At 61.8% G+C, this 17,610-nt stretch carries 15 protein-coding genes; 4 read left to right on the forward strand and 11 right to left on the reverse strand.

What is annotated here, in order from left to right:
- Positions 1-367: PQQ-dependent sugar dehydrogenase (locus tag B4E36_RS11155; RefSeq protein WP_345900347.1), on the forward strand; the 367-nt coding region annotated here is incomplete at its 5' end.
- A gap of 3 nt (positions 368-370) precedes the next feature.
- Here B4E36_RS11155 and B4E36_RS11160 read toward each other — a convergent pair.
- Positions 371-1,456, reverse strand: a complete 1,086-nt coding sequence (locus B4E36_RS11160; RefSeq protein ID WP_345900348.1) for a DUF1176 domain-containing protein — start codon at positions 1,454-1,456, stop codon at positions 371-373.
- A 572-nt stretch (positions 1,457-2,028) separates the two neighbouring features.
- Between B4E36_RS11160 and B4E36_RS11165 the strand changes: the two genes are divergently transcribed.
- Entirely contained in the window at positions 2,029-2,244 is a 216-nt protein-coding gene (locus B4E36_RS11165) for a cold-shock protein (protein ID WP_018066559.1), read from the forward strand.
- 716 nt (positions 2,245-2,960) lie between these two features.
- Here the strand turns inward: B4E36_RS11165 and rpoD are convergent.
- From rpoD to B4E36_RS11180, 3 genes are all read right to left on the reverse strand, one after another.
- On the reverse strand, positions 2,961-5,012 hold the full coding sequence (gene rpoD, locus B4E36_RS11170; protein ID WP_018066561.1) for an RNA polymerase sigma factor RpoD: 2,052 nt from the start codon (positions 5,010-5,012) through the stop codon (positions 2,961-2,963).
- 414 nt (positions 5,013-5,426) lie between these two features.
- Positions 5,427-7,412 (reverse strand): DNA primase, encoded by a 1,986-nt coding sequence (gene dnaG, locus B4E36_RS11175; protein ID WP_292056154.1) that lies wholly within the window; start codon positions 7,410-7,412, stop codon positions 5,427-5,429.
- 121 nt (positions 7,413-7,533) lie between these two features.
- Positions 7,534-7,986 carry a GatB/YqeY domain-containing protein gene (locus tag B4E36_RS11180; RefSeq protein WP_033410820.1) on the reverse strand — a complete coding sequence of 151 codons (453 nt, stop codon included), beginning with the start codon at positions 7,984-7,986 and terminating at the stop codon, positions 7,534-7,536.
- A gap of 306 nt (positions 7,987-8,292) precedes the next feature.
- Here B4E36_RS11180 and carA point away from each other — a divergent pair, with 306 nt between their 5' ends.
- A complete protein-coding gene (gene carA / locus B4E36_RS11185; RefSeq protein WP_292056149.1) occupies positions 8,293-9,501 on the forward strand; it encodes a glutamine-hydrolyzing carbamoyl-phosphate synthase small subunit in 1,209 nt (402 codons plus the stop codon).
- A gap of 184 nt (positions 9,502-9,685) precedes the next feature.
- Here carA and B4E36_RS11190 read toward each other — a convergent pair whose 3' ends face one another.
- Entirely contained in the window at positions 9,686-10,294 is a 609-nt protein-coding gene (locus tag B4E36_RS11190) for a VC0807 family protein (protein ID WP_018066392.1), read from the reverse strand.
- Between the two features lie 27 nt (positions 10,295-10,321).
- Complete coding sequence (locus tag B4E36_RS11195) at positions 10,322-11,443, reverse strand: calcium:proton antiporter (protein WP_345900349.1); 1,122 nt, start codon at positions 11,441-11,443, stop codon at positions 10,322-10,324.
- A 491-nt stretch (positions 11,444-11,934) separates the two neighbouring features.
- Between B4E36_RS11195 and B4E36_RS11200 the strand changes: the two genes are divergently transcribed.
- On the forward strand, positions 11,935-13,299 hold the full coding sequence (locus tag B4E36_RS11200) for a sialidase family protein (RefSeq protein ID WP_292056141.1): 1,365 nt from the start codon (positions 11,935-11,937) through the stop codon (positions 13,297-13,299).
- A gap of 15 nt (positions 13,300-13,314) precedes the next feature.
- On the opposite strand, the gene sufA is transcribed toward B4E36_RS11200, so the two are convergent.
- The 5 genes from sufA to sufC all read right to left on the reverse strand — a co-directional run bounded on the left by sufA (position 13,315) and on the right by sufC (position 17,526).
- A complete protein-coding gene (sufA, locus tag B4E36_RS11205; RefSeq protein WP_018066389.1) occupies positions 13,315-13,707 on the reverse strand; it encodes a Fe-S cluster assembly scaffold SufA in 393 nt (130 codons plus the stop codon).
- A 73-nt stretch (positions 13,708-13,780) separates the two neighbouring features.
- Positions 13,781-14,155 (reverse strand): SUF system Fe-S cluster assembly protein, encoded by a 375-nt coding sequence (locus B4E36_RS11210; protein ID WP_292056136.1) that lies wholly within the window; start codon positions 14,153-14,155, stop codon positions 13,781-13,783.
- 54 nt (positions 14,156-14,209) lie between these two features.
- The gene (locus B4E36_RS11215; protein ID WP_345900350.1) at positions 14,210-15,445 is read right to left on the reverse strand and encodes a cysteine desulfurase; all 1,236 of its coding nucleotides are present in this window, start codon (positions 15,443-15,445) and stop codon (positions 14,210-14,212) included.
- 44 nt (positions 15,446-15,489) lie between these two features.
- Entirely contained in the window at positions 15,490-16,755 is a 1,266-nt protein-coding gene (gene sufD, locus B4E36_RS11220; protein WP_345900351.1) for a Fe-S cluster assembly protein SufD, read from the reverse strand.
- 15 nt (positions 16,756-16,770) lie between these two features.
- Complete coding sequence (sufC, locus tag B4E36_RS11225; protein WP_292056132.1) at positions 16,771-17,526, reverse strand: Fe-S cluster assembly ATPase SufC; 756 nt, start codon at positions 17,524-17,526, stop codon at positions 16,771-16,773.
- Positions 17,527-17,610 lie beyond the last annotated feature (84 nt).

A 17,610-nucleotide genomic window follows, 5' to 3' on the forward strand; every position in this document is an offset into this window, starting at 1 on the left:
CTATGGCTGGCCGGAAATCTCCTATGGCGTGCATTATTCGGGCGCGAAGATCGGACAGGGCACGAAGGCGCCGGGGCTTGAACAGCCGCTATATTATTGGGACCCCTCGATCGCGCCGGGCGCGATCGCGGTCTACCGTGGCGATATGTTTCCGGAATGGGACGGCGATTTCCTGGTCACCGCGCTGAAGGACCAGTTGCTGGCCCATATCGGCCTTGACGAGAGCGGCATGCCCGCGACCGAAAACCGGCTGTTTGCCGGCGAGTTCGGCCGGCTGCGCGACGTAAAGGTCGCGCCCGACGGCGCGATCCTGCTGGTGACGGACGAGCCCGACGGCGCGCTGTTGCGGGTCTACCGGGCGGAGTGAGCGTCAGCGCTCCTCCCTCTCGTCCGCCGTCATCTGCGGGCGCCAGATTTCCGGCCAGTTTTCCGGGCCGATATCGACGCCGTCACACGCCGTCTTGGAGCGCTCCAGCGTGAGCGCCAGCGGGTTGCCGGCGGCGGCCTCGTTGATCGTCCAGTAATGCGCCAGCCCGCAATCGCCGAGCCCGCGGCCGAGATAGACCGAGGACAACAGCTTTTCCTTGAGATCGAAATTGACGTTGTAGACGGTATCGAGAACGGTGATCCCGGCATCGCTGACATTGGGAAATTCCGCGCGATGGAACTCGTCATCCTTGCCGACATAGAGCTGGTAGGGCTGGTTATAGGCGCCGGAGGGCCCGCAGGGCAGAAGCATGATGGTGCTCTTGCCGGTGCTGAAGGCGAAGGCATCCGCCTGATCGATATGGGACTGATCGGTATAGCACGCGCTTTCGGGATCGCTCAGATTGCGCAGGACCGAGGGTGGGAGCTCATCATAGCTGTCGATCGTCCAGACATCGACGCTTTCGGGCGGCGTCTTTTCCCCGACATCGATCAACGCATCGGTGCGGCCGCCGCGGCCCTGCCAATCATCGATGAAACGGGCGGCATCGGAAAGCCCGGTCAGCACGATCTCCGAGGAAAACGATCCGATCCCGCCCTCATAGCGGATCGTCGCCCTGGTGCCATCGGCCATCTTGCGGAACAGCGCCACCAGCACCTCGGGTTCGTTGACGCCGAACATGCCAAGCGCATCCTCCCGCACGAGGCTCGCTATCTCGGCGGAAAATCCCGTGACGCCATCGACCGCGATGGTGATCGCGCCGGAGGCATCGCCCCGCGGCAGGAACCCGGGCGGATAGGGAATGCTGAGGGTGAGCGGGGCCGATGGCGCGACCGAGCGCTGCCACTGGATGGCGGCAAGCGTGGCACCGCCGCTTGCGCCGGCGGCCGACGTCAGCGAGATGTTGCAGGTATAGGCGTTGTTGCAGCTGACCGCCCAACCCTCGATCTGGCGATATTCGAACGCGCGCGCGCCGACAGACGGGAAAGAGCAGACCACGACAACAGACGCAAGAAAGCGTATGAACATGTCACGACGCATGGCGGACCCCCGAACTTTGCCAGTCAAGTATTTGCGCACCGCCCGCGCGCTCGTCATGCTTGGCCGGTTATTCGCTCCTACACCAGCTTCGTCGGCAAAAGCTAGGCCCGGCCCGGTTAGGCCACAGGCTTTGTAGACCTCCCCTCATCCAAGGGTAGCACAGGGCGAACGCTTTGACACAGTATAACCCAAAATAGTTCCGTCTAATCATCTGATTAGATCCGGATAATACACAAATACCCGGCCGCGAAAGCAGCCTGAAGGTCCGATTCCAAAGTTTCGCTTGCCAAAAACCCGCAAACACCGCATTCTGTTCATGTTCGGGCATTTTGCGAGCACGGGAAGACCATATAATCTGATGCGCGCCGGAAACGCTAATTTTTCGGGCGGACCTTGATTTGGCCTGCTTTCGTTGTCCAGGCAAATCGGAACCCGCGGTAATAAAAGGCACCTTTCCTCCAAATTCGAGAAACGCCTGCGCTGCCCCTCAGGGCAAAACGAGCATCGAAATATCTGCCCCTCCATCAGCAAGCGGATGGGCGAGAAAAGGACCTTGAAGCATGGCCGAAACTGGCATCGTAAAGTTTTTCAACACCGACAAGGGGTACGGTTTCATCAAGCCGGACAATGGCGGCGCGGACATCTTCGTCCATATCTCCGCCGTTCAGTCGTCCGGGCTGACGGGACTGACCGAAAATCAGAAGGTCAGCTACGACACCGAGCCGGACCGCCGCGGCAAGGGCCCCAAGGCCGTCAACCTGCAGGTCACGGAATAGGTTTCTGTTCCCTGCGCCACAACGCCTCGAACCGGCGCGCGGCAGGGCGCCGGTTTGCTGGTGGTCTGGCAGCCAACACCCCTTACGTTAGGCGGGGTATTCCCCGGCTTTGCCCATCGGACCCCTGAGGGGCGAACAAGGTTCGGACGCCTCACCTGGAACTAGCAGTTCGTGGTCATTCCATAGGCAGGAAGCCCATCCTCCACGCAGGATTCAGTTGGCGTGCAAGCCTATCCTTTCTTCGGGCGTCATCCTCGGGCTTGACCCGAGGATCTAATCACCGCTCCTCACGAGCGGCGTTCGCGCCTTCCAATGATTTGTATTCAAATAGATTCCCCTCCCCGATACGCCTGTCACGCTGAAACGTGCTTGGATGCTCGGGACAGGCCCGAACGAGACGGCGGCGCATGAGGTTTTGCTTTTTCAGAAGGCAAAAACCCGGCCTCTCACCCGGGTTCAGGCTGCTGACAAACTCCTGAATTTGCAGTTTGACACCTTCCTGACCTTCCTCACAGGGGTCATGCTCGGACTTGATCCGAGCATCCAGGCGACCTAAGCCATTGAATTTGATAAGAGCTATTGCGAAGCCTTACCGCGCTGCCTGGATCCTCGTGTCAAGCACGAGGATGACGCCGAATTTGAGGACAGGTTTCTCAACAAACTGAACCCGGCCTCTCAGCCGGGTTTTTCGTTATTTCAGATCGGCTTTCGCCATCTCAGCTATCGAGGAAGCTTCTGAGCTTGCGCGAGCGGCTCGGGTGCTTCAGCTTGCGCAGCGCCTTGGCCTCGATCTGGCGGATACGTTCGCGGGTGACCGAGAACTGCTGACCGACTTCTTCCAGCGTGTGGTCGGTGTTCATGCCGATGCCGAAGCGCATGCGCAGCACGCGTTCCTCGCGCGGGGTGAGCGAGGCGAGAACACGGGTCGTGGTCTCGCGCAGGTTCGCCTGGATCGCCGCATCGATCGGCAGCAGCGCGTTCTTGTCCTCGATGAAGTCGCCGAGATGCGAATCTTCCTCGTCGCCCACGGGGGTTTCGAGCGAGATCGGCTCCTTGGCGATCTTCAGCACCTTGCGGACCTTTTCGAGCGGCATGTTGAGCTTTTCGGAAAGCTCCTCGGGCGTCGGCTCGCGGCCGATCTCGTGCAGCATCTGGCGCGATGTGCGGACGATCTTGTTGATCGTCTCGATCATGTGCACCGGAATACGGATCGTGCGGGCCTGGTCGGCGATCGAGCGGGTGATCGCCTGCCGGATCCACCATGTCGCATAGGTCGAGAACTTGTAACCGCGGCGATACTCGAACTTGTCGACCGCCTTCATCAGGCCGATATTGCCTTCCTGAATGAGGTCGAGGAACTGCAGGCCACGATTGGTGTATTTTTTCGCGATCGAGATCACCAGACGCAGATTGGCTTCCACCATCTCCTTCTTGGCGATGCGGGCCTCGCGCTCACCCTTCTTGACCATGTGGACGATGCGGCGGAACTCGGCGATCGAGATGCCGGTTTCGGTCGCAAGGCTCTGGATTTCGGTCCGGAGCGCCTTGATGTCGGCACCGTCCTGGCTGGCGAATTCCTTCCAGCCCTTGCCGGAAAGATTGCCGATCGACTTCATCCAGTTCGGATCAAGCTCGGCGCCATGGTAATGCTCGAGGAAGTCATCGCGCTTGACGCCGCGATGGGTCGCCATGCGCAACAGCTTGCCCTCGTTTTCCACGAGCCGCTTGTTGATGTCGTAGAGCTGCTCGACCAGAAGGTCGATGCGGTTCTGGTTGAGCGACAGCGACTTGACCGCGCCGATCAGCCCTTCCTTGAGTTCCTTGTAGCGGCGCTCCTGGGCATTGGTCAGCGTGCCGGTGGCGGCAAGACGCGCTTCCACCTGCTGGTCCTGCAGCTTTCTGAGCTTCACATAGGTCTCGGCGATCAGGTCGAGCGTGTCCATCACCTGCGGACGCAGCTCGGCCTCCATGGCGGCAAGCGACAGGTTGGATTCATCATCCTCCTCGTCGTCTTCCTCCGGCTGGATTCCTTCGCCGCCGACATCGGTGACGTCGTCGGAGCGCTTCTTGCGGGCCTGTTCCTTTTCCTCGGCCTTCTTGCGGTCGGCCTCGATCTTTTCCGGGCTCTGGAACTGCGGGGCAGCCTTGGCCTCGGGACCGGAATAGGTGGTTTCAAGATCGATGATCTCGCGCAGAAGCGTCGTGCCTTCGTTCAGCTCGTCGCGCCAGATGATCAACGCCTGGAAGGTCAGCGGGCTTTCGCAAAGACCGGCGATCATCGTCTCGCGGCCGGATTCGATGCGCTTGGCGATCGCGATTTCGCCCTCGCGCGACAGCAGCTCGACCGAGCCCATCTCGCGCAGATACATGCGCACAGGATCGTCGGTGCGGTCGGTGGGCTCTTTCTTCTTGGTCTGCGCTACCGCCGAACCGGTCGTGGTCGCGACCTCGGTGCTGTCGCTTTCATTGTCGCTGTCACTGTCGTCGGCGCTGTCATCGGCATTGTTGTCGTTGTCGACTTCGTCCTCGTCCTCGACGACGTTGATGCCCATTTCGGAGAGCATGGACATCACGTCCTCGATCTGCTCGGAAGTCACTTCCGAGGACGGGAGAACGGAATTCAGCTCATCCATGGTGACATAGCCGCGCTTCTTGGCGGCCTTGATCATCTTCTTGACGGCGTCATCGGAAAGGTCCAGGAGAGGGCCGTCGGTACCGCCTTCGCGTTCGGTTTCGGCTTCTTCGTTTTCCTTGACTTTCGTAGCCATAAATATTGTTTCCCTGACGCTTTGTCGCTGTTGCCAAGCGGCATACCGGCAAATGATTAAGGACCTCTTTTGCGAGGTCTGCCGGATTTAAAAAACCACACATGAACAGGACAGACTTCAACGCGGCGGTTTTCGCTACCCCCGGTGAATGCTGTCCAGATCATGAAAATGTGCTGCTCACTGCCATCCGAACTGGTGATTCCCAGATTTTCGCCATCCGTCAAGCGTCAATTGTGTATTTGCGCGATTTCATATCGAAAATCCGCCGGTGAAACGCTTCTGACAATGACAGGAACCGATGCAGCTTCTCTGTCGGCCCTAGAAACGTTAATTTAGAATGCTTCGCCGCAAATACAAGTGGCGGCTGAAAGGAATCGGTTCGGACGCATCCCGGCATTGCCGTTTGAAGACCACTTATCCGCCCGCTCCGGACTTTCCGCCGCGTCCCGACATCAGGCCGAAACCGTCGATCTCGGCCTCCTGGTTGTCGATGCGGGCGATTTCGTTTTGAACCGAAACCAGCGCCGGCATCAGTTCGGCCAGCAGATCCGCATTGCCCTCCTCCGTCGCCTCCGCGATCTCGCGTTCCAGCTCGCTCTTGTGGCGGGCCAGCGAGCGGGCGCGGTTATGCAGCGCCAGCGCCTGATGATAGACCTCGCGGACATCCTCAAGCGCGGCGTCGGGCCCGGCGATCCAGTGGACATTGCGCCCGACATGCGCGGCAATCTGATCGACGAGGCCGGCAAAACCCGCCTCCTCCAGCCGCTGCCGCAGCTTTTCCCGGCCCATGTCGGGGCGCGAGGCTTCGGCCAGAAAGGCCGGCCAGAACGCGCGCATCTCCGCTGCCTCGAAGGAAAGCGTCGACACGCTGTCGAAATCCTCGCGCACCAGTTCGGGATGCGAGATCAGGCAGAACACGAGCTGGCATTCGCGAAAGGTGAGATTGGCTGTAACCGGGCGCAGGCTCGCAAGCGGCGAGCGCGACAGGCGTTCGGACGCCGAGAGAAGGCCGTTGCCGCGCGGCGCGTTGAACCGCCCGCCCCCCTTGGCGGACCCGGAAAAACTGCCCCTGCCGCCGGCGAAATTCCCGCCGCCGCGCGACGGGCCCCGAAACCGCTGGTAAAGCCGGTTGCGGAAATCCTGCTGGTAGTGCCGGCGCACGCTTTCGTCCGCAATCGTCGCCACCAGCGCGTTGACGCGCGCCTCGATCGCCGCGCGCCGCTCCGGCGTCTCGCCGGCCTCCGGGCTGCCTGCCTCGCGCTCGAACACGGTGTCGGCCAGCGGACGGGCCTGGGCGATCACGGCGTCAAACGCCTGCCGTCCGCCCTCGCGCACCAGATCGTCGGGGTCCTTGCCGCCGGGAAGCAGCGCGAATTTCAGCGAATGGCCGGGCTTCAGCATCGGCAGCGCCAGGCCGGCGGCGCGTTCAGCGGCGCGGATGCCGGCGCCGTCGCCGTCGAAACACAGCACCGGCTCGCTGGTCATCCGCCAGATCAGTTGCAGCTGGTTTTCGGTCAGCGCCGTGCCGAGGGGCGCGACGGCGTTTTCGATACCGGCCTGATGGAGCGCGATCACGTCCATATAGCCTTCGACGGCGATAATCGTCTTCGCGCCCTCCGCGCCGGAAAGCGCGCGACGGGCGCGGGCGAAGTTGAACAGGACATTGCCCTTGTGAAACAGCTCGGTCTCGTTGGAATTGAGATATTTCGCCGGCGCGTCGGGCCGCATCGCCCGGCCGCCAAAGGCGATCACCTGCTCGCGCGAGGACAGGATCGGAAACATGATCCGGTCGCGGAACCGGTCGTAGGAAACGGCGATATCCGGCCCGTGGACCACCAGCCCGCAGGCCTCGATCTCCTGCTTCTCGACGCCCTTTGAGGCCAGAAATTCCTTCAGCGCATTGCGGCTTTCCGGAGCGTAGCCAAGGCGGAACGTGTCGATCGTGCGGGCCGAAAGGCCGCGTTCGCGCAGGTAAGCCCGCGCCTTTGCCCCTGCCCCGGTCTGAAGCTGATCCTGAAAGAAGCTTGCGGCAAGCTCCATGACGTCGACCAGCGTGCGGCGCTTTTCCTCGCGTCGTTCGGCCTGCGGGTCGCGCTCCGGCATCGCAACGCCGGCCATATCGGCGACGCGCTGCACGGCTTCGGGAAAGCTCATGCCATCGAGATCGGTGAGGAAACGGAAATGATCACCGGAAACCCCGCAGCCGAAGCAGTGGTAGCGGCCCTTGCGGTCCTCGCAGTGAAAGCTCGGGGATTTCTCGCCGTGAAACGGGCAGCAGGCCCAGTAGTCGCCGCGCCCGACATTGGTCTTCTTGCGATCCCACGTGACCCGCTGGCCGATCAGCGCCGAGATCGGCACGCGGTCGCGGATTTCATCGAGAAAGGATGGCGGAAAACGCATGAGGTCCTCGGGTGTGCCGGCAGGCCTGACAGCCTACAGGCCCCGCAACGGTTTAGCGGGCGCGGGGCGGGTTATCCCACATATCCACTGCTGATATCCACAGCGGTCCGGCAACAGAATGCTATTTCAGCATGTCCTTGACCACGCCGGAGGCCTTGGAGAAGTCCATCTGGCCGGAATAGCGGTCCTTCAGCGTTTCAATGCACCTGCCCATGTCGCGCAGGCCCTGCGCGCCGGTCTCCTCGACCACGGAGGCGCAGACCTCGCGGATCTTGTCCTCGGGCAACTGGGCGGGCAGGAATTCGCGAATCACCGCCATTTCCTGACGTTCCTGTGCAGCGAGGTCGGGCCGGCCCTTCTCTTCGTAAAGGCGGGAGGATTCCTTGCGCTGCTTCAGCATCTGGAACAGAATCCCGGCGATATCGTCATCGCTGACAGGGTCCTTGCCGTTGGCACGATGAGCCAGGTCGCGGTCCTTGATGGCCGCGTGAACCAGTCTCAATGTGCAGAAGCGTACCGGATCTTCCTCTTTCGAAGCGTCTTTTTGTGCAAGTGCGAGTTTATCGCGCAACATTCATTCACTCCTGGCAACGCCATCTTCAAGGTACCGCATCGACACATGCCGAATGGCGGCGGCGTTTACCGAATACCGGGGCTGCGATCAAATCAAATCTTCGGGCGCGTCATTTATTTTGAGCAGATGCCACAAGTCTGCCTTAAGAGCAATTGACCCGCAAGCGCGGTTTCTCTATTTTCCCGCAACCGCATCAAAAAGTGGCCTACCCGAACGCAGCTTGCCCGCGAACCCTTTGGCTCGGGCTCATATATAGGATCGGGACAGGGCCCGTTCAATCGGCCCCGGGCCGGCGACTAGCAAGGAATGATCATGACTGCCCCATGGACACAGGAAACGCCGACGGCCGCGCTGGTTCTGGCCGACGGCACGGTAATCTACGGCAAGGGCGTCGGCGCCACAGGCAGCGTCGAGGCGGAGGTCTGCTTCAACACCGCGCTGACCGGCTATCAGGAAATCCTGACCGACCCCTCCTATCTCGGCCAGATCGTCACCTTCACCTTTCCGCATATCGGCAATATCGGCGCCAATGGCGAGGATATCGAGGATCTGGTGCCCGCCGCCCGCCGCGGCGCCGTCGGCGCGATCTTCAGGGCCGATATCACCGCGCCCTCCAACTACCGCTCGAGCGAAGACCTTGATGCCTGGCTGAAGAAGCGCGGCATCATCGGCCTTTCCGGCATCGACACCCGCGCGCTGACCGCCTGGATCCGCGAGCATGGCGCGCCCAATGCCGTGATCGCCCACGAGCCGTCCGGCAAATTCGATCTCGACGCGCTGAAGGCCAAGGCAAAGGCCTGGGGCGGGCTGGAAGGTCTCGATCTCGCCATCGAAGCCACCTCCGGCCAGTCGTCGAAATGGGACGAGAAGCCGTGGGTCTGGAACGAAGGCTATGACACGCTCGCCGAGGACGAGGCCCGCTATCACATCGTCTGCGTCGACTACGGCGTGAAGCGCAACATCCTGCGGCTGTTCGCCGGTCTCGACTGCAAGGTCACGGTCGTGCCGGCCAAGACCTCGGCGGAACAGATTCTGGCGCTTTCGCCCGATGGCGTGTTCCTGTCGAACGGCCCGGGCGACCCGGCCGCGACCGGAGAATACGCGGTTCCGGTGATTCGCGCGCTGATCGACAGCGGCCTGCCGATTTTCGGCATCTGCCTCGGCCACCAGATCCTCGCGATCGCGCTCGGCGGTAAGACCACAAAGATGCATCAGGGCCATCACGGCGCCAACCATCCGGTGAAGGACTACACCACCGGCAAGGTCGAGATCGTATCGATGAACCACGGTTTCGCGGTCGATTCGGCCTCGCTGCCGGAGGGCGTCGCGGAAACCCATGTGTCGCTGTTCGACGGCTCCAATTGCGGCATTGCGCTTGCCGGCAAGCCGGTATTCTCCGTCCAGCACCACCCGGAAGCCTCCCCCGGCCCCCAGGACAGCCACTACCTCTTCCGCCGCTTCATCAATCTGGTGCGCGAGAAGAAGGGCGAGGCGCTGCTGGAAGAGCGCGCCTGAGCACTATCGGGCCCTAGCGGCCCCTCGGCGTCCGCTTCCGTTTCGCGGGCGCCATCCCCTCTCCGGGGTCACCCTCGGGCTTGACCCGAGGGTCCAGGCGGCTTTTTCCGTGTGGTCTGGATGCTCGCGTCGAGTACGAGCATGACGCACCAGAGGGTAGCGGAGCGGCCGCTACGCCATCCCCTCAACCGCCGCCCTCCCCGGCGGCCGCGGCAATCTCCGCGCCCTTGCGGTGGCCATAGCGCAGGCTCCACGAGATCATCAGCGCGAAGACCACGATCCACATCGCCTCCGAGACCACCAGGAATATATCGACCGGCAGCAGCGGGATGAGCAACGCGCGCGCCGTCGCCTCGCAGATCAGCACGACCGCCCAGGCGATCGTCATCCGGCGCATCAGCGCCCGGTAGGGCGGCGAAACCGCCCAGAGCCGGTTGCCATCCTCGCGCTCCTCCCCGCCCTTTTCGGTGGCGAAGTAGAACACCAGCGGCCGCGGCATCAGGAGCGAGCCGGCGAATACCAGGCCGATGAAGCCGGTGATCAGCGAATTCTTCAGAAGCGCCAGATAGGCGCTGTTGAAATAGAGGCTGCCGACGAGCGAGGCGAGCGTCGCCGCAAGCGTGATCACGCTGACCGGGGCGAGCCTGCGGTTTCTGACATAGGTGATCAGAATCACCGCGATCGGAAAGATCGAGCCGATCGCCAGCGCGTGGACGGTCGACAGGCCGAAGTGGCGGGCGATCAGAAATGCCACATAGGGCAGGACCGCGCCGAATATGATGTCGTTTCGCATGCCCTCTCCCGGCCTTCCCCGCTGGGTCTAGAAATCGCCGTCGAAGATCAAGATAACGTAAGCGAAGAAAACCGCCAGATGCACAACGCCCTGAAGCGAATTGGTGCGGGTGCCGACGAAGGTGACGATGCTGATGGCGAGCGACAGCGTCAGCACCACGACGCCGGCCGGCGTCAGGCCAAGCTCGATCGGCAGGCCGACGAAATGCGCGGCGATCAGCACCGCCGGCACCGTCAGCCCGATCGTCGCCAGCGCCGAGCCGAGACAGATGTTGACGGCGCGCTGGAGCTGGTTCTTTCGGGCGGCTTCCAGCGCCGCCAGCGCCTCCGGCGTCAGGATCATGATCGCCACGATGAAGCCGCCAAGCGCCACCGGCGCGCCGACCTGGGCAATGCCGAAATCGACATAGACCGCGAGCTTCTTCGACATCAGCACCAGCGGCAGCAGGGCCAGCAGCAGGCCCGCGGCATGAAAGCCCGCGCTTTTCGGGCGGAGATGGTGGTGATGCGCATCCGGCTCCTCGTCGCCATGGCGCGGCTGCTGGAAGCTGACGGGGTTCTGCACCGTCTGAAACAGCAGGAAGATGCCGTAAAGCACCAGGGAGATCACGATCTGGAACACGGTCTGAAGCGTCGACAGCCCGCCGCCCGGCGCCGACGAGGTGAAGCTCGGCAGGATCAGGCTGGTGATCGCCACCGGCAGAAGCACGATCAGATAGGCATTGGCGCCGGAGAGGTTGAACACCTGCAGGCCGTGCCGCAGCCCGCCGATCAGGAGGCTCAGCCCCACAAGGCCGTTCAGCACGATCATCAGCACCGAAAACATGGTGTCGCGCGCAAGCGTCGGCACGTTGTCCCCGGTCAGCATCACAGCGGTGATCAGCGCCACCTCGATGCCGATCACCGAAAGCGTCAGGATCAGCGTGCCAAGCGGCTCCCCGAAGATCGCCGCCAGACATTCGGCGTGATGCACCACCCGAAACACCGCCATCAGCATGACCGCGAAGATCACGGCAAGCACAGCGAACGACGCCGTGGTGCCGAGATAGTCCGGCTTCAATGAAGCCCCCGCGAAGGTGAACAGGGCAAACGCGCACCAGATCAGCACAATCGGCCATTCGCGCCAGAGTGCATTCTTGTCTGATGTCACGGATAAGCCTCGCAGGTGATGGATTGCGCCGGAAACGCGGCGCGATCAATTCACCATTTTAAGCCTGTGCGCGCAAGGGCGGACGATGAGGCAACCGCTCGTAAAATGTCCTCAAAGCGTCCCCTGCCCGGCCCCTCGACGGATCGGAGCGCCCCTCAGGCAAGACGCCGATCCGAGTGCCGCAACCAGGTCTTTTGCATTTTCTCTAAATAAATCATGTAAAAATACATGTATAAACCGAAATAAAATCAACTTTACCGGGTTTAATATTTGATATATACGAATATTTAGGGGAAATATACTACAGGTAAATGATCATGAGGGAAAATACGAAATTAGTATTTATTGACAATGATAATCGTGATTTCTGGGCGTCCGGAAATCACGGCAGCAGCATATCGTTCCTCGGTGAAAAATTACTTGTATCCTGGTCGCACAAGCATGCGCATGACGGCCAATCCTCCGCCATCTATGCCTCATCGGCGGACCCCGTGGACTATGCCTGGCGACCACTGGCGAAAATCGCGGACAATGGCGAAGGCGGCGCTGTTTCCAAATACCCGGCCACCAACCCGGTGTTTCATTGCGATGCCGGGAAGATGCGCCTGTTCTGGCAGGTGACCAGTGACGGAACCCAGGCAAGCGCCCAGCTTCGGATGCGCGCCGGAAACATGTCCGATGCCTTCGACAGCATCCATTCGGTGGGATGGACCACGCCGGTCGATGGCGACCCTTTGACGACATCGGTGAGCGGCGATGATTTCCTCAATGCCGCCGCAGCGCTCTATCCCAACGCCTGGCCGCTTCTGAACGGCGCGTTCGAGCCGAAAAAGAGTTTCGAGAAAGCGCCGTCGTTCAGCTCCGAAAAGGGACACAATCTGGCAGCGCCGGACGTGGATGCCGCCGCAATCGACGCGATGATCGATGCACTGTTCGCCAGGATAAGGGAATTCGACAACACCTATCTCAAGGACGTGAAGCAGCAATTGCTGGAGAACAGGCCGGCGCTCCGCCCCATACTGGACAGGTTACGCAGGTTTTCCGACATCCTGAGGTTCTTCGATGCGCTGCACGCGCATATGAGGAGAAACACGCTCATCGTGTTCCTGTACATGGTCTACGACACCTATAACATGGTCGTCATGCGGCTCACGGTATTCAACATGTTCAGCCCGGATCGCTATGAACGGGGCTGGCAGACGCGGTCCCAGCCGCAAAAGATCAGGCTGGAAAACGGCGCCGATCGTCTGCTGCTTCCGGTCCATTCCGACGTCGTCAACCTCTCGGTCGTGCTTTATTCGGATGATGACGGGGCGCACTGGCACTATGCCGAAACGCCGATCCTCGGTCGCGGGACCGTCGAGCCCAGCATCGTCCAGCGCCCGTCCGGCAAGCTCACGGCCTTTCTGCGCACCAAGGCGCCGGGTTTGTATCTCGACCGCATCGCCGTGAGCGATTCCTGCGATTACGGGATCACGTGGTCTCCGGCGGTACCGATCCTCAATGCCAGCATCAAAAGCCGAAAGTCCGGCATCTCGGCCCTGTCCCTGAAGCATTCGCGATTCGACCCGTCGCTCGGCCCGTTCGTCGTGATCTACACGCCCGACGAGGATTGTCGGAACCTGCATCTTTGCGTCGGGTTCTTCGGCACAACAGCGGGCGGGGGCAACCGGCCGCTCGCCTGGCTGGAACCCGTCTGCCTGGAGCAGGCGGACAATGATTGCCGGATCGGCGACCCTTCCGTCACGGAGGGAGACGACGGAACGCTCTATATTTCCTGCAGCTACCGCGTTTCCAACGGGGACGGCGTCAGCGAAAAAATCTGCGTGATACAATATGACGGCCTCAAGGGCTGAGGCCTGACCCGCCGATCAGTGCGCCGCGGCCTCGCGCGCCCGCGCCAGTTCGGCAAGGTCGGCGGCCTTGAGTTCCACCGATTCGCCGCATCCGCAGGCCGAGGTTTCGTTCGGGTTGCGGAACACGAAGCCGGTTCTGAGCTTGGTGACCTCGAAATCCATCTCGGTGCCCAGCAGGTAAAGCGAGGCAGCGGGATCGACCCAGACCTTGGCGCCGGCATGTTCGACGGTGTCGTCGCCGGCCTTCGTGCTGTCGCTCGTGACGAGGTCCACCGCATATTCGAACCCGGCGCAGCCGCCCTTCTTGATCGATATACGGATACCGAGCGCATCCGGCCCAGCATTGCCGGTGATTTCGTTGATGCGGGTCGCTGCCGCATCTGTGAGGGTGATGACCTGAAAGCCCATTTCCATTCTCCATCAACATCCGGGTTCAAGGCCCGGCGTTAGAGGTGCATTGCATCAGCGCACGAAGGCGGCGTCAATACCAGCCAACCGCCACCTTGGCCTCTTCCGACATGCGATCCGGAGTCCACGGCGGATCGAAGGTCATTTCGACCTCGACGCCGGAGACGCCTTCCACCGTGCCGACGGCATTCTCGACCCAGCCGGGCATTTCGCCGGCGACCGGGCAGCCGGGCGCGGTCAGCGTCATGTCGATCTTCACCACCCGGTCGTCATCGACATCGATCTTGTAGATCAGGCCCAGCTCGAAGATATCGGCCGGGATTTCCGGATCATAGACCGTCTTCAGCGCGGAGATGATGTCGTCGCTCAGCCGCGCGAGTTCTTCCGGCGGGATGGAAGAGCCCGGCTCGACGGCCGTCTGGTCTTCAGTCTTTTCCTCGACACTCATGGCAATCCTCTTATCGGACCTTTCCGGCCCTATCTGGCCCCTATCAGGCCCCTATCAGGCAAAGAATGTGCGCGCGTAATCCAGCGCTTCCACCAGCGCGTCCACCTCCGCGCGGGTATTGTACAGGCCGAACGAGGCCCTGCAGGTCGACGTCACCCCGAAACGCGCCAGAAGCGGCTGGGCGCAGTGGGTGCCGGCGCGAACGGCGACGCCGCGCCGGTCGATGATCGTCGAAATATCATGGGCATGCACGCCTTCGATCGCGAAGGAGAAAATGCTGCCCTTTTGCGCGGCATTGCCGATGACGCGCAGCGCATTGACATGACCGAGCTGCTCCCGGGCATACGCCGTCAGGTCAGCCTCGTGGGCGGCAATCGCCGCGCGGCCTACCCCTTGCATATAGTCAAGGGCAGCGCCCAGTCCAATAGCCTGAACGATCGGCGGCGTGCCGGCCTCGAAGCGGTGCGGCGGCTCGGCATAGGTGACGCCATCCATCGTGACATCGGCGATCATCTCGCCGCCGCCCTGGAACGGCCGCATCTCGGCGAGCCGATCATACTTGCCGTAGAGCACGCCGATACCGGACGGGCCGTAAAGTTTGTGGCCGGTCATCACATACCAGTCGCAATCGATATCGCGGACATCGACCGGCAGGTGAACCGCGCCCTGCGAACCATCGACCAGCACCGGAATGTCACGCTCATGCGCGATCCGGCAAACCTGTTTCACATCGACGATGGTGCCGAGCGCGTTCGACATCTGGGTGATGGCGACGAGCTTGGTGCGCTCGCTCAGGCATTTTTCGAAGTCCTCGATATGAAACTCGCCGTCATCATCCACCGGGACCCAGACCAGCTTGACGCCCATGCGCTCGCGCAGGAAATGCCAGGGCACGATGTTGGAATGGTGCTCCATGATCGAGAGCACGATCTCGTCGCCCGCCTTCAGGTGCTCCATCGCCCAGCCATAGGCAACCGTGTTGATCGCCTCGGTTGTGTTGCGGGTAAACACGATCTCGTTCACCGAACCGGCGTTCAGGAAGGCGCGCACCTTCTCGCGCGCGGCCTCATAGGCATCGGTCGCGGCATTGGAGAGGAAATGCAGGCCGCGGTGCACATTGGCGTATTCATGGCTGTAGGCGTTCGAAACCGCGTCGATCACGACCTGCGGTTTCTGCGCCGACGCGCCATTGTCGAGATAGACCAGCGGCTTTCCGTAGACCTCACGCGAGAGGATCGGAAAATCCTGCCGGATCTTTTCGACATCATAGGTGGAGACCTTAGTGTCCATAACCGATGAACCCCGTCAATGTCCCGTCCGGATCGCGGAGCCGGTTACTCATGGCGATCGAGCCAGTCCGCGATGATCGCCTCTACGGCTTCCGACAGCGCTTCGTTCTCGAGCTCTTCCACCACTTCGGCGACGAAGGCATGAATCAGGAGCCCTTCGGCCACCTTGCGCGGAATGCCGCGCGCCATCAGGTAATAGAGATGGTTCGGGTCGATATCCGTCACCGTCGCGCCATGGCCGCACTGCACGTCGTCGGCGAAGATTTCCAGTTCCGGCTTGGCGTTGAACGATCCGAAATCGCTCATCAGCAGCGTGTTGCACGACATCTTGGCATCGGTCTTCTGGGCATCGGGCGCAACCCGGATCAGGCCCTGGAACACGCCCCTGGCCTTGTCGAACACGACATTGCGGATGATCTCGGTCGAGGTCGTGTTGGGCACGTTATGGCCGAGGTCGAAGGTGATGTCGGTGTGGGTCTCGCCGCCGAGCAGGTTGACGCCGCGCAGCATCAGATCCGCGCCTTCGCCCACAACCGCGCAGTCGATCTCGTGGCGCACCAGCTTGCCGCCGGCATTGACGATCAGAAGCTTCAGCTTCGCGTTCTCGCCAAGCTCGATCTTCAGCTTGCCGAGATGGGTGTCGTCCGCTCCCTGGCTCTGCATCACCACATAGGTGATCTCGGCGTCCTTGCCGAGCGTCAGCGCCGAAAGGTTGCTGACGAGCGCGGCAGCGCCTGCCGGCGCGACATGACGTTCGATCACTGTGCCGGTCACGCCCTCGGCGAAATTCAACCGATTGCGGGTATGCACCTGCCCGCCGCCATGCACGGCCTGCAGCTCCAGCGGCGCTTCGAGCGAGGCCGCGATATCAAGCACGTAACCGTCGCTAACCAGCGCGCCATTGATGCGGCCGATCGCGTCATCGGCATGCGACAGCGCAAAGCGGATCGCCTTATCGCCTTGCGAAAGCGCATCGGAGACCTTCTCGCGTTGAACGCCGTCAATCTCGGGTGCAGCGCCTGCACGGCCCTGCACCAGCGGCAGAACGACGCTGCCTTGCAGCAGAGCCGGCAACGGGTTCACCGCCTCGCCGGCATCGGCCGGTACCGTGCGCAACAGGTTGCGCAGGTCGGTGTAATGCCAGGCCTCGATCCGCCGGGTCGGCAGGCCGGTCTTGCGCAGTTCGCCGGCCAGCCGGTCGCGTTCCGTCGTTACATCGGCATTGCCGGGCAGCGAGCCGGAGAGCCGCCCGAAGGCGGCGACCAGCGCTTCCTCGGCAGCCGTCAGTGTTATCTTGCTTTGCACATTCATCACAACGCTCCCGCCTCAGGCCGCTTCGCCGATGATATCGGCATAGCCATTGGCTTCGAGTTCGTGGGCCAGTTCCTTGCCGCCGGTGCGGATGATCTGGCCCTTGTAGAGCACGTGGACCGTGTCCGGCACGATGTAGTCCAAGAGGCGCTGGTAGTGGGTGATGACCATCACCGAGCGATCCGGCGCACGCAGCGCGTTGACGCCATCGGCGACGATCTTCAGCGCGTCGATATCGAGACCCGAATCGGTCTCGTCCATGACGCAGAGCTTCGGCTCCAGGAGCGCCATCTGCAGGATTTCCGCACGCTTCTTCTCGCCGCCGGAGAAGCCGACATTCAGCGGCCGCTTCAGCATCTCGTAATCGATCTTCAACTCGGCGGAGGCCTCGCGCACCTTGCGGATGAAGTCCGGCGTCGAAAGCTCTTCCTCGCCGCGCGCCTTGCGCTGCTCGTTGATCGCGACCTTCAGAAACTGCATGGTGGCGACGCCCGGAATTTCGACAGGATACTGAAATGCCAGGAACAGCCCCTTGGCAGCGCGCTCGGCGGCATCGAGCTCCAGAATGTTCTCGCCATTATAGAGCACCTCGCCCTCGGTGACCTCGTAATCCTCACGGCCCGCGAGAATATAGGAGAGCGTCGACTTGCCCGACCCGTTCGGCCCCATGATAGCCGCGACTTCGCCATCCTGAATGGTCAGGTTCAGCCCGCGAATGATCTCCGTGCCATCCTCGGCAATGCGTGCGTGCAGGTTCTTGATCTCAAGCATTTTTCGTTTCCTTCAGTCAGCGGCCGGCCGCGGTGTCGCTCGGCCCCTATTATTTTCTCTGCGTCATCCTCGGGCTTGTCCCGA

Source organism: Martelella sp. UBA3392, from assembly GCF_002358775.1.
Taxonomy (GTDB): Bacteria; Pseudomonadota; Alphaproteobacteria; order Rhizobiales; family Rhizobiaceae; genus Martelella; species Martelella mediterranea.

Excerpts from the sequence above, each read along its gene's own strand:
- B4E36_RS11210 (WP_292056136.1), bottom strand. The coding sequence starts at position 14,155 with ATGAGTGTCGAGGAAAAGACTGAAGACCAGACGGCCGTCGAGCCGGGC.
- rpoD (WP_018066561.1), bottom strand. The coding sequence starts at position 5,012 with ATGGCTACGAAAGTCAAGGAAAACGAAGAAGCCGAAACCGAACGCGAA.
- B4E36_RS11190 (WP_018066392.1), bottom strand. The coding sequence starts at position 10,294 with ATGCGAAACGACATCATATTCGGCGCGGTCCTGCCCTATGTGGCATTT.
- B4E36_RS11160 (WP_345900348.1), bottom strand. The coding sequence starts at position 1,456 with ATGTTCATACGCTTTCTTGCGTCTGTTGTCGTGGTCTGCTCTTTCCCG.
- B4E36_RS11180 (WP_033410820.1), bottom strand. The coding sequence starts at position 7,986 with ATGTTGCGCGATAAACTCGCACTTGCACAAAAAGACGCTTCGAAAGAG.
- B4E36_RS11215 (WP_345900350.1), bottom strand. The coding sequence starts at position 15,445 with ATGGACACTAAGGTCTCCACCTATGATGTCGAAAAGATCCGGCAGGAT.
- sufC (WP_292056132.1), bottom strand. The coding sequence starts at position 17,526 with ATGCTTGAGATCAAGAACCTGCACGCACGCATTGCCGAGGATGGCACG.
- B4E36_RS11165 (WP_018066559.1), top strand. The coding sequence starts at position 2,029 with ATGGCCGAAACTGGCATCGTAAAGTTTTTCAACACCGACAAGGGGTAC.
- sufD (WP_345900351.1), bottom strand. The coding sequence starts at position 16,755 with ATGAATGTGCAAAGCAAGATAACACTGACGGCTGCCGAGGAAGCGCTG.
- carA (WP_292056149.1), top strand. The coding sequence starts at position 8,293 with ATGATCATGACTGCCCCATGGACACAGGAAACGCCGACGGCCGCGCTG.
- sufA (WP_018066389.1), bottom strand. The coding sequence starts at position 13,707 with ATGGGCTTTCAGGTCATCACCCTCACAGATGCGGCAGCGACCCGCATC.
- dnaG (WP_292056154.1), bottom strand. The coding sequence starts at position 7,412 with ATGCGTTTTCCGCCATCCTTTCTCGATGAAATCCGCGACCGCGTGCCG.